At 40.9% G+C, this 11,771-nt stretch carries 10 protein-coding genes; 8 read left to right on the top strand and 2 right to left on the bottom strand.

Annotated elements, in window-relative coordinates:
• Positions 1-11: 11 nt before the first annotated feature.
• The gene (locus S4054249_RS12130; RefSeq protein ID WP_046356215.1) at positions 12-3,743 is read right to left on the bottom strand and encodes a PKD domain-containing protein; all 3,732 of its coding nucleotides are present in this window, start codon (positions 3,741-3,743) and stop codon (positions 12-14) included.
• A gap of 240 nt (positions 3,744-3,983) precedes the next feature.
• Here S4054249_RS12130 and S4054249_RS12135 point away from each other — a divergent pair, with 240 nt between their 5' ends.
• Entirely contained in the window at positions 3,984-4,610 is a 627-nt protein-coding gene (locus tag S4054249_RS12135; RefSeq protein WP_046356214.1) for a PKD domain-containing protein, read from the top strand.
• Positions 4,611-4,640: 30 nt separating this feature from the next.
• Here the strand turns inward: S4054249_RS12135 and yfbV are convergent, their stop codons facing one another.
• Positions 4,641-5,087 carry a terminus macrodomain insulation protein YfbV gene (gene yfbV / locus S4054249_RS12140; protein ID WP_046356213.1) on the bottom strand — a complete coding sequence of 149 codons (447 nt, stop codon included), beginning with the start codon at positions 5,085-5,087 and terminating at the stop codon, positions 4,641-4,643.
• A gap of 151 nt (positions 5,088-5,238) precedes the next feature.
• On the opposite strand from yfbV, the gene S4054249_RS12145 reads away from it, so the two are divergent.
• The 7 genes from S4054249_RS12145 to S4054249_RS12175 all read left to right on the top strand — a co-directional run bounded on the left by S4054249_RS12145 (position 5,239) and on the right by S4054249_RS12175 (position 11,749).
• Complete coding sequence (locus tag S4054249_RS12145) at positions 5,239-6,438, top strand: acetate kinase (protein WP_046356212.1); 1,200 nt, start codon at positions 5,239-5,241, stop codon at positions 6,436-6,438.
• 2 nt (positions 6,439-6,440) lie between these two features.
• Positions 6,441-8,585, top strand: a complete 2,145-nt coding sequence (pta, locus tag S4054249_RS12150) for a phosphate acetyltransferase (protein ID WP_046356211.1) — start codon at positions 6,441-6,443, stop codon at positions 8,583-8,585.
• A 114-nt stretch (positions 8,586-8,699) separates the two neighbouring features.
• Entirely contained in the window at positions 8,700-9,080 is a 381-nt protein-coding gene (locus tag S4054249_RS12155; RefSeq protein ID WP_046356210.1) for an ACT domain-containing protein, read from the top strand.
• A complete protein-coding gene (locus tag S4054249_RS12160; protein WP_046356209.1) occupies positions 9,080-9,586 on the top strand; it encodes a PTS glucose transporter subunit IIA in 507 nt (168 codons plus the stop codon). Before S4054249_RS12155 ends, S4054249_RS12160 begins: the two co-directional genes overlap by 1 nt.
• Positions 9,583-9,930 carry an ArsC family reductase gene (locus S4054249_RS12165; RefSeq protein WP_046356208.1) on the top strand — a complete coding sequence of 116 codons (348 nt, stop codon included), beginning with the start codon at positions 9,583-9,585 and terminating at the stop codon, positions 9,928-9,930. Before S4054249_RS12160 ends, S4054249_RS12165 begins: the two co-directional genes overlap by 4 nt.
• Complete coding sequence (dapE, locus tag S4054249_RS12170; protein WP_046356207.1) at positions 9,927-11,075, top strand: succinyl-diaminopimelate desuccinylase; 1,149 nt, start codon at positions 9,927-9,929, stop codon at positions 11,073-11,075. Before S4054249_RS12165 ends, dapE begins: the two co-directional genes overlap by 4 nt.
• Entirely contained in the window at positions 11,075-11,749 is a 675-nt protein-coding gene (locus S4054249_RS12175) for a M15 family metallopeptidase (RefSeq protein WP_046356206.1), read from the top strand. The genes dapE and S4054249_RS12175 overlap by 1 nt, the downstream gene beginning before the upstream one ends.
• Positions 11,750-11,771: the final 22 nt, after the last annotated feature.

Raw genomic sequence — 11,771 nt, forward strand, 5'->3', positions numbered from 1 at the left:
ACTTTTATGGCCTACTCTTTTTTTACAGCAAAACTAAATTTCAGTGGATTATCTGAATCACTTTGAGACCATTCAAAGTCTAGATCAATATTGTCAAATACTTGAATATCCTCAATGATCTCTATTACTTCTTGATTATCTTGATATACATTGAGTTTGATACGCGTTAGCTGTGCTTTGTCAGCAAATTCATAATCAATAGTACTACCAAATTTGATCTCATTATTTATCAGCCACTGAAAAGTCATCTCATCGTTTACCTCTCCAGAGGCACTCAACGACAGGGTTTGATTGTGCTGCGCAACACTAACACTTATCTCTGCAACTTTAACCAATGTCTGAGCTGTAAACTTGGCCCTTCCATCAACCATCAGAGTAAGACTCGCTGTATATTCACCCGGCGCTTTATAACTATAATTGACCTGTTGTATATTAGTTACTTGGGTAGTCCCATCACCAAAGTCCCACACGTACTTTAATTCCTTTGCATTTGATAGGTGCTCAGCTACAAAACCGCATACTAACCCGTCTCTTTGGCAGCTAATCTGCAAATTAGGGTCGCTAACATGAGTTATATTTATCGGCTTCTCCAGTATCGTTTCACCGTCTTTTTTCAACATGTAACTGACGCGATCTTCAGGTTCAAGGCTTGCTAATTCAATGCCAGCCGAACTGTGTGGGTATTCAGTATCGTTTATAACCCAAACCAATGAATAACCAATAGGAAGCGTTTGAGAGATGTTCAAAGTAAAGTCAGCATTCTCTTGCTGTATGCTAACCTCAAAATCAATAATTTCTTTTAAGTTAATAGATTGTGATTTTTCGAATATTACTGAAGCGCCCTGTAAAATGAGGGATACGGTCACATTTTTAACGCCAGTCGTACCAAAGTCATATGTTAGATAACGATAGCTACTCGTATAGTGTTGATCATCTACGCGCCAAGCAAATCGTGCAATATTACTCGGAAGCTCACCTTCTACCGATAATTTACATTCTGTACCATTCTGCTGGCAATCAATGTTAAATTCGGGCTCTGGCGCAACATTCACAGTTTTAGTCAGGCGGTTCACTTCTATACCATCTCGAAGTAATACTAAAGTAACCTCTGATGTCTGGTTCATTGACCTGACAATATGATAGTCAGAAGTCACAACTTCCTTCTGATCAAAAATCCATTTGAATGTATACGCATTGCTAAACTGTTGCCTTATGGATAAATATAGATCGCTATTTTTTTGTTTAAAACCAAAATCAATGCTAGGTGCTGTATACTGCCCTTCATTTAAGGCCATATATACATCTATCACTTGTGATTCATCTAATCCAGCACAGCTTGATGTTTCTTGTTGTGCAGATAACACGAATCTCACAACACTAAGGCCAGTCTCTAAATTTCGGAATTGGCTAAGGTCATAAACAAGCTTACCCTCAGAGTCACTCAGATTGTTCAGTTTTTCACTATCAGCATCAAAATAGCCATTTCTATCCGTATCTAAATAGGCAGCAATGGCCACATTGTTATCAAGTTTTAGCATTTCTATACTGATAGGTGATTGTTTATAAACAGGATCTGTCAACATGATGTCACTCCCCCCTGCTTCAACCTCACTTTTTTGGCCATTGAAAGACAGCTCAGATATAAAACGTTCAGTATTTTGAACTGGTTTACATAGTGGCGCGTCAAACAAACTCAATAGTCGTTTTGACTCCAATTCAGTACCATCGTTAAGTTCTACATGCCATGATAGCTCATGGGCCCCACCTCCAAAAGTACGACGTATAGACTTAACTTCTTCCCACAACTCAGTACTTTGCGGTGACCATGAAAGAATTGGTTTTTCATCCAACTTCACCTCTAAGTGAGCAATATTATCCTGCGATACTCTTGGGTCACTGATGTCGAACTGTACTTCTCCATACATACGCTTTACTGTTACCTTAAGTTGGCTATTAGCCTTCGCTGATGAAACAAAACCAACCAGCTCTGCAAGATTGCTTATATGCTGCTTATCATCAGCATCGGCTGTAGCAATAAGGCACTGTGACGCCTCATACATGCCAGCATTTGAAGGAAAACACCCTGTCATGGCTTTTAAAACCAGTCTATATGCACGCTGTACATTCCAGCCGTCACTACTTGAAATTAAATAAAACAATTTATTGAGTGCACCGGCGCGCTGATGCGGCCCTCTTGTTTGTTCATAATCCCGATAATCATCCATGCTGATACCATCTAATCTTGGCATGGATACATGTCGTAAAAAAGAATTGGTAAGTCTACTATCATAACCAATACCCCAAAACTTATTATCGTAGTGATACAGGTCGGAAAAAATCGAAGTATGTATCCAGTTAGAATCTGACGGTTCAGCATGCAAATGATTTGCATAATAATCTTTTACTGCAATCGCTGTAATATCAGCAAAACTCTCATGTAGTGCGCTGCGTTTCGCGCGAAGTTCAGCAAATAATTCCCCGTCAAAGTTCAAATCTGAGAGAATGTTGCCTGTGTTCCACTCTAGAATTGCATGTCCTATTTCATGCGCAACAATGTCTAAAGAACTGCCATGCGGGAATGGTTTTCCTATGGTACCACCAGCATAGTTCGTAAACTCCCCATCCCAACTACTTTGATAAAGGTTGTTAACATCAACGCGCTGCTTGATTTTATTCAAACAATAGCCAGATTCTACATCGCAGCGATTTTGCTGGTTAGGAAAGAGCGCCTTAAAATGCCAGTGCAAAGTTTGCACAGCCACGCCACCAAAAAAGTGTCCGTCGTTAACGGCTTTAAATGCCCCTTTCAGGTAATAATAAAAATATGGGTCTCCATCAATACCGTGGCTTTCATCGGCCCCATTAGGGCATGCATACGAATATGGTTCTGAGGCACTACCTTGATATGTTTCAACCCAGTTGTTTTTAAAAATACAGCGGCTGTTTTCAAGCTTTACAACCATTGGATAACCACTAAATTCATTAAACGCGGTGTTTGCTTCACCTCTATAATAAACATTACTCATTACGGGGTAGTTAGGATAATTCTTTTGTGCTACTGGATGCTCTATTGGCAGCACCGTGTTTTGACATTTTTGAGTCGCCATACTCGGTGCTTGGTGACAGTTTAACCCTAATTTATAATTACCTGTGGTTGTTGAAACTGCGTGATAACTTTCATCGTGATGCCCATCAAATGCGTAATGACTTACTGAAGAGCTTAACTTTTCTAGCGTTTGACCATCCAAAATTAAAAACTGACGATTATGCTGCCTTGATTTCACCTCAACTCGATAAACAAAATGAGAGGCTAGATTTTCTTCTCGTACGATTAAACGCTCAGTTTTAATAATATCTATCGTTAATGGGTAGCGCTGATATATATGTTGAGAAACTTCTTCATCTTCAAATGCAAACTTACTCGCTACTGCCATAGTTTGTAATTGTTCAGACTTAAGCTGTGTAGTTAACTTGGTATTGCCAGAAATTAATTTCTTATCACCAAAAATCGTATTTTTAACAATCAAAGTACTATTATATACCCGCACGCCATGCCAGTATAAATCATAATGCTCAAAACGAATCGCGCTATCAGATCCCTTCTCTTTATTTAATTTATACTCAAATCCTGACGATTTTAAGCTATTAACTTGATGAATGTAGGGATGTTGCTGATGTGCCATCGCATTATACGTAAAGGGTTGGCAAGCAATTAAGGCAATACTAAGTCGTAAGTTAAACACTGAGACTCCTTTCTGAAGTTATTTCGTCCAAATAAAACTAATAAAAAATAACCAATCAGAAAGAAGCAATCCAGTTAAAAACCGCAAAACCGGACAATTTATAAACAATTTCATAATATTAAAGTATGTATTTAAAAGTCGATTTTAATATATTAGATTAACAACGTTTTTGACTTGCAATTAATCAGCTCAATATTTGAAAAGCAAACAATGTTTGCCTAAAAGTGAAGGATTTAACTTATGTCGACCAAAAGGAATATATGTATAGCAAGTTTGATGTATTGCGTCCCCTACCTGCTAGTAGCTCAAGAAACGTCTTATCTGTGGGACTTTGGAGATGGAACAAATAGTACCGATGAAAATCCAACTCATGAATATAGTACGCCCGGAATTTATACAGTTTCACTCACAGCTTCTGTCAATGAAAATCTGAGTTATAGTAAACAGTACGAAGTCAATGCTATTTCTCCTGCGATCAAATCTATTAGCTTGGCTATACCAGATATAATAGAGGCCGGAAAAACAATCACTGCAAACGTTGTGCTCACTTCAGATTATGACCTTTCACTAAGTTATCAATGGGAGTTTTCGAGCGGTTTGTCACGTAATGGAAAAGAGGTTGAGGTTACTTTTGATGAGGCTGGCGAACAGACGGTGAGTGTGAAAGCGTATTATGACAACGTACTAGTTGCACAAGACACTTTTGAATTGAGCGTAACTCCAACAAATCAAACTGCTCAAGACCCAGCTAACAGAGGGCAAGCGACAAAAACAGAGTCGAGTTCAGGGGGCACACTAGGCTGGTTGACCCCCTTACTTCTGCTTATCTCTCTGAGGAAGAAAAAGTATATACGCACTCGCTTCTAAGTGGCACATCAAAAAATGTGCATAGCTAAATTATAAATTTTCTTTGGTAAAAGCTTTGTCCATTTTATCAAACATATCTCGTAGCAGCTTTGCCAATGCTCGATAAGTTGGTTTTCCAGTGCAAATATCACCTTGATACCCATTGGCCACCATTTTTTGATAAAGCTCCCTGTACCATGAAGATAAAGCAGGACTTAGAGACGTATCACAACGTTTACCTAGCCACAATAACCCTTGCACGGGTAATGTAAGAAAAAATAAAGCGATTGCAATCGACTGAGGTAAAAATTCCATGCCTAATTGGCTGGTTTGAAAAAATACAGTAAAAAGCGCCAAAATTGGCATTGTTTGTAAAGCTAGTTCCGTTGCCTTAATCACTCTAAACTCAGGGAATAGAGGCGCAAGCTCCTTACGCATTGGCCATTCTTTAGCGTATTGGCGGCCCAGTTGCACTTGTGAAATAAGACTTTTCTGCATCATAACTCCTAGGTGCTAACTTTTCTTAAAAAAATAAGGTAAAATTACGTCATTCATGTCAATTATACCTTAGTATTAAGTGTAATGCTGAATGAACTTCACCATTTAGCTTAATACGCAATTACTCTTATTGTCAAAACGGAAAGTCATTATGTCATCGTCGCATGTTTTGGTCCTCAATTGTGGCAGCTCTAGCCTCAAATTTGCAATCATAGATTCAAGCTCTGCAAAAGAGCATTTATCCGGCTTAGCGGAACGTTTAGGTGAATCATCACCTCAAATTAAATATAAATTTAATGGCCAAAAGCACATTATTTCTCTATCCAATGGTGACGCCCATGAAGTCGCTATCAATGAACTGGTCGACCTTGTCAAATCGCTTAAGCTTGACCAACAGTTAGTTGCCGTTGGCCATCGCGTTGTTCATGGTGGCGAACATTTCACTAAATCAGCACTGATCAACGACACTGTACTCGATGCTATCAAGCAAACAGCGACGCTTGCGCCGTTACATAACCCTGCAAACTTGCTTGGCATTGAAGCTGCAACCGAAGCATTTGCAACTTTGCCTCAAATAGCTGTATTCGACACGGCTTTCCATCAATCAATGGCACCTACTGCATTTTTATACGCGTTACCATACTCTCTATATGAAAAGCACAGCATTAGACGCTATGGTTTCCACGGTACTAGCCATTACTATGTATCGGCCCAGGCCGTCGAACAATTAGGTTTAGTTGGTAAATCTTCTAAAATTGTTACCGCGCACCTTGGTAACGGTTGCTCTGTCTGTGCCGTAAAAGATGGTAAATCTGTCGATACCAGTATGGGGTTAACCCCATTAGAAGGGCTTGTAATGGGCACGCGCAGTGGTGATATAGATCCTGGTTTATTTGCCTACCTAGTTCATCAACTCGGTTATTCTGCAACACAAATAGATACGTTGTTGAATAAAGAAAGCGGCCTATTAGGGATCAGTGAACTTTCAAATGACTGCCGTACTATCGAAGAAAGCGCTGCTGAAGGGCATGAAAAAGCGCAACTTGCTCTAGATATTTTCTGCTTCAGACTCGCCAAACAAATTGCCAGCTTTGCTGTACCTCTTGGCGGGATTGATGCATTGGTATTTACAGGTGGTATTGGTGAAAACTCTGATGTGATCCGCGCAAGTGTCATTAACCAATTAAGCTTCTTAGGTTTCCAGTTAAATAATGAGCGTAACTTAGCAGCTAGATTTGGTAATGAAGGCATAATTACTGATGACTCTTCAAACCCAATCGCTATGATTATTCCAACGAACGAAGAGCTTGTCATCGCACAAGACGCTGCAATGCTTGCTGGGGAGCAATAAATATGGGTCGTAGAATAATGCTTATCCCAATCTCAACTGGGGTTGGTTTAACATCTGTTTCTGTCGGTTTAGTTCGTGCTCTAGAGCAAAAAGCTGTTAAAGTTAATTTTTTCAAGCCTATTGCTCAACCACGCAATGCCGATGTAGGCCCAGAAAAGTCTACGTTAATTATCAAGCAAGGTTCTTCAATTGTTCCTCCCACACCATTTGAGCTGCACTATGCAGAACAAATGATTGGAGACGGAAAAGGTGATGACCTGTTGGAAGAGATCGTTGAACGCTTTGAAAGCAGTGTACAAGACGATGAAGTCGCTATTATTGAAGGCATGGTTCCAACCAGAAAGCAGCCTTATGCTGGTCGTGTAAATCGAGAAATCGCTCAGACATTGGGGGCTGATATTGTATTCGTATTGACCCCAGGTAACGATAATAACGATCAACTTGAAGACCGTCTTGAAATTGCTTCAGGCAACTATGGTGGTATTGATCATGCAAGAGTGTTGGGCTGTATTTTTAACAAAGTCAATGCGCCTCTCGATGAAGACGGGCGTGCGCGCGCCGATTTGGTTGATCAGCATGAACCGGACCAGCTAGAAAATGAGATGAACCGCTTGGCTTCGTTGCCGATTTTCCGTAAACATCCGTTTATGCTATTAGGCGCAATCCCTTGGGACTTTGACCTTGTTGCGCCACGTGTAAGAGACTTGAGTGAATACCTACAAGCTGAAGTTATCAATGAAGGAGATATGGCGCATAGGCGTCTACGCCGTGTCACATTTTGTGCTCGCACAGTATCCAACATCCTAAATCATTTCACACCAGGTGCCCTTTTGGTCACACCAGGAGATCGTTCCGACATCTTGGTCGCTGCATGCCTATCTGCAATGAATGGTACCAAGCTTGGTGCCATTTTGCTGACTGGGGGCTTCAAACCAGAGCCTAGAATCATGGAATTGTGCGAACAAGCAATGAATACTGGGTTACCAATTCTTGCTACTGAAGCTGATACTTGGAGAACGTCGTTATTACTGCACAACTTCAATATGGAAGTCCCTGCTGATGACGAACAACGTATCGATAAAGTGAAACAGCATAACGCAGACCACATTGATCCAGATTGGCTAGATAGCTTATCTCAAGGTGTTGCCCGCACAAGAAAACTGTCACCTCCAGCATTTAGATTCATGTTGACGGACCAAGCCCGCAGAGCCAATAAAACGATTGTACTTCCAGAGGGCAACGAGCCTCGTACCATTAAAGCTGCTGCTATCTGTGGAGAACGCGGTATAGCCAAAACCGTTTTATTGGGTGACCATGAAGAAATCCAGCGAATTGCAGCGCAACAAGGTGTCGTATTAAACGAAAACATCACCATTATTGATCCTAATGAAGCTGTCGATAAGTACATTGCACCAATGGTTGAGCTGCGCAAGAACAAAGGGCTTACCGAAGTTGTTGCAGCAGAGCAACTGCAAGACAACGTAGTGCTTGGTACTATGATGCTTGCTGAAAATGAAGTTGATGGCTTAGTATCTGGTGCAGTAAACACAACTGCCAATACGATCCGCCCTCCCCTGCAATTAATTAAAACAGCACCTGATTCTTCACTGGTAAGCTCTGTATTTTTCATGCTGTTACCCGACCAAGTTTTAGTCTACGGTGACTGTGCGATTAACCCAGACCCAACAGCTGAACAACTTGCTGATATTGCAATTCAATCAGCGGATTCCGCGGCTGCTTTTGGCATTGAACCAAAAGTTGCTATGATCAGTTACAGCACAGGTACTTCTGGACAAGGTGCGGACGTTGACAAAGTTCGAGAAGCTACAAAACTTGCGCAGCAAAAACGCCCTGATTTAGATATTGATGGCCCATTACAATACGACGCGGCGATTATGGAAAACGTCGCGCGCAAAAAGGCACCAAATAGTAAAGTCGCAGGTAAAGCAACGGTGTTTGTTTTCCCAGACTTAAATACTGGTAATACAACCTATAAAGCTGTTCAGCGAAGCGCAGACTTGATTAGTATTGGCCCAATGTTACAAGGGATGCGTAAACCAGTTAACGACCTTAGCCGTGGCGCTTTGGTTGATGACATCGTTTACACGATTGCCTTAACCGCTATTCAAGCAGGCCAACGTCCATAATAAGCAGTTCATAAAACTTCCAGGGAGTAGAAACCTCTACTCCCTTAATAAAATGGTTTCTTTTCTTTTTGCTTGCCTATACTATGAAAGAGTCGATGCAGTTAGAGCGCAAGTATGTCCAAACAAACGCTACAAATACTACAACAAGACTTTACAATTCACAGCCTCGATAACGATGCTGAAATTCCTGCGCAAGTTTTGCAATCTGATATCTTTTTCATTGCAAAAACAACGGAAGAATTGTCAATCGTTTGCCCCTCTGACATTAAAGTCGAGAGCTTCGCTGCGGAGCCTTACTGGAGAGCCATCGAAATTATTGGTCCATTGGGTTTTTCGTTGACAGGCATTATGTCAAACATTTCAGGGGTCCTAGCCAGCGCCAATGTGTCTATTTTTTCTATTTCTACATACGATACTGACTATATATTAGTTAAAGAGCAACAACTCAATAATGCTATTCAAGCACTCAGAAAAGACGGTTACCTTTTTGTTTAATGATATTTTCTAAACCTATAAATTACGCACCAATCACGCAAATAGCCAACCCCCTTTTGCACATTGCAAGTCCGTTTACTGGCAAAGTATTCCCATTAACTCAGCACCCTTTATCACTATTTTCAACGGGTATGATTGGCAGCGGTGTTTGTGTCAAAATGAACCAAGCACTGATGATGTCGCCATGCAATGGGAGAGTCATCAAAGTAAGTCAACAAGGGTGTGAATTTGTTATTCGCGCCGAATCTGGACTGCAACTTTTACTGCACTTACACATTCCAAGTGAATACTGCAAGATGGAAAACTTAATCAAGCATAGTATCGGCCGAAAGCATATCATCACAGGAGATATCCTCTGTTACTTCGATATTCCTCAGGACCTGCCGATCACCGGAACATTGGTAATTCTCAATGCAGATAAGCTAGGGCCATGTTATTATCCATTAAATCAAGTGAATGCGGGTAAAGAACCGTTAATTACATTATCAAGAGCTAGTAAATTATGAGCATAATCCTATACGGTATTCCTAATTGTGACACCATTAAAAAAGCAAAAAAGTTTCTTCAGGAACAAAATATAGACTTTGATTTCCACGATTACCGAAAAGATGGGTTAACACCAGAACTGCTCGATAACTTTGTTGAGCAATTAGGCTGGGAAACAGTTTTAAACAAGCGAGGCACGACTTACCGTGCGCTTAGCGACGAGCAAAAGCAAAGCTTAAATGAAACCTCAGCAAAACAGCATATGCTCGATGCACCAGCAATGATTAAACGACCGATTTTAAAAGTGGACTCTGAACTACATATCGGATTTAAGGCTGCGCAATATCAAGAGATATTTAAATGAACCAACCGCCTTTAAGCGATGTAATAGAACTCGCCTCAACACTGATCCAACGTCAATCTGTGACTCCTGAAGATGCTGGATGTCAAAGCTTAATTAATAGCCGTCTCGAAAAGCTTGGATTTAAAATTGAAGAGCTCTTTTTCACCGATACGCTCAATACATGGGCAAGAAGAGGTGAGCAAGGGCCACACTTTTGTTTTGCAGGTCATACTGATGTTGTGCCAGTCGGCAATGAAAAAGACTGGCTTCATCCCCCTTTTGCTGGCCTGGTTGAAAACGGCATTTTGCACGGAAGAGGCGCCGCTGATATGAAGGGCTCTTTGGCTGCGATGGTTGTTGCAACAGAGCGTTTTGTTGCAAGACACCCAAACCATGAAGGCTCTATCAGTTTTCTTATCACATCTGATGAGGAAGGTCCGTTTATCAATGGCACCACAAAAGTTGTTGACTTACTTGAAGCGCGCAACGAAAAAATAGATATGTGCTTGGTCGGCGAGCCTTCTTCTAGGGATATATTGGGTGATGTTGTCAAAAATGGTCGACGAGGCTCTCTAACGGGACACCTTAAAGTTAAGGGTATTCAAGGGCATGTAGCTTACCCTCACCTTGCAAGAAACCCAATTCATGATGTTGCACCAGCACTTACTGAATTAAGTAGTAAAGAATGGGATAGAGGCAATGACTTCTTCCCTGCAACTAGTTTTCAAATCTCCAATATTCATGGCGGCACAGGGGCTGGAAATGTGATCCCAGGCTCAGTTGACGTACAATTCAACTTTCGATTTAGTACAGAATCTACAGTAGAACAGCTACAAAAAGGGGTAAATGAGATACTTAAGTCTCATAACCTAGATTATGAACTCAATTGGATTGTCAATGGCTTGCCTTTTTTAACCGAGCCTGGCGAGCTGCTTAATGTCACTTTAGAAGCCATCAAAGAAGTGACTGGCATCGATGCCACCCCTGAAACAACTGGCGGCACATCTGATGGGCGGTTTATCGCACAAACTGGCTGCAAAGTGATTGAAATAGGTCCTGTGAATAAAACAATACACCAAGTGGATGAGCAAGTCTGTGCAAAGTCCTTAGATGATTTAGCACTCATCTACGAGTCTATTTTGGAAAAACTTTTGGTAAAAGCCTAGTGAGTACTATTGCGCTTCAAGCACTTGGCTTAGAAACATCACATTTGGTTGATTACCAGGATAGACTGGTACACAACCAAATTGTCAACGATTTGGATGCACTTAACAAGGCAGTCAAAGCAGCTGGTTTTGAGTTTACAATTGCATCAGCACATAGGGATTTTCACCGTCAGGCTTCGATTTGGAATGCCAAGTTTAGTGGCAAGCGCTCTATTCTTGATAAGAACAGTATCCCTATTGATACTGACTCTTTGACAGACAGTGAAATAGTTGAATCTATTATGCTGTTTTCTGCGCTCCCAGGAGCAAGCCGGCATCATTTTGGCAGTGACCTAGATATTTATGCTAAAAATTGCTTAGCACCACATGAATCTCTGCAACTAGAACCTTGGGAGTATCAGTCAGGAGGTCCATTTTATGAATTTTCTTGCTGGCTCGAATCTTCATTATCTGAATTCGGTTTTTTTAAACCGTATGATAAATACCGGGGGGGTGTTGCCGCTGAGCCTTGGCATATTAGCCATATAAAAACCGCGAACATGATGACGAAATGTGTTACACCAAATACAATACGCGATGCCATCGCAAAACAGAACATACTCGGCAAAGCAGCGATATTAGCAGAACTACCAAGGTTATATACTCAATATGTTACTAATATCGCAAAAAATTAATTAAATCGGTAATAATTTTCAA

Source organism: Pseudoalteromonas luteoviolacea, assembly GCF_001750165.1.
Classification (GTDB): domain Bacteria; phylum Pseudomonadota; class Gammaproteobacteria; order Enterobacterales; family Alteromonadaceae; genus Pseudoalteromonas; species Pseudoalteromonas luteoviolacea_G.

Excerpts from the sequence above, each read along its gene's own strand:
- S4054249_RS12135 (WP_046356214.1), top strand. The coding sequence starts at position 3,984 with ATGTCGACCAAAAGGAATATATGTATAGCAAGTTTGATGTATTGCGTC.
- yfbV (WP_046356213.1), bottom strand. The coding sequence starts at position 5,087 with ATGCAGAAAAGTCTTATTTCACAAGTGCAACTGGGCCGCCAATACGCT.
- S4054249_RS12145 (WP_046356212.1), top strand. The coding sequence starts at position 5,239 with ATGTCATCGTCGCATGTTTTGGTCCTCAATTGTGGCAGCTCTAGCCTC.
- pta (WP_046356211.1), top strand. The coding sequence starts at position 6,441 with ATGGGTCGTAGAATAATGCTTATCCCAATCTCAACTGGGGTTGGTTTA.
- S4054249_RS12155 (WP_046356210.1), top strand. The coding sequence starts at position 8,700 with ATGTCCAAACAAACGCTACAAATACTACAACAAGACTTTACAATTCAC.
- S4054249_RS12160 (WP_046356209.1), top strand. The coding sequence starts at position 9,080 with ATGATATTTTCTAAACCTATAAATTACGCACCAATCACGCAAATAGCC.
- S4054249_RS12165 (WP_046356208.1), top strand. The coding sequence starts at position 9,583 with ATGAGCATAATCCTATACGGTATTCCTAATTGTGACACCATTAAAAAA.
- dapE (WP_046356207.1), top strand. The coding sequence starts at position 9,927 with ATGAACCAACCGCCTTTAAGCGATGTAATAGAACTCGCCTCAACACTG.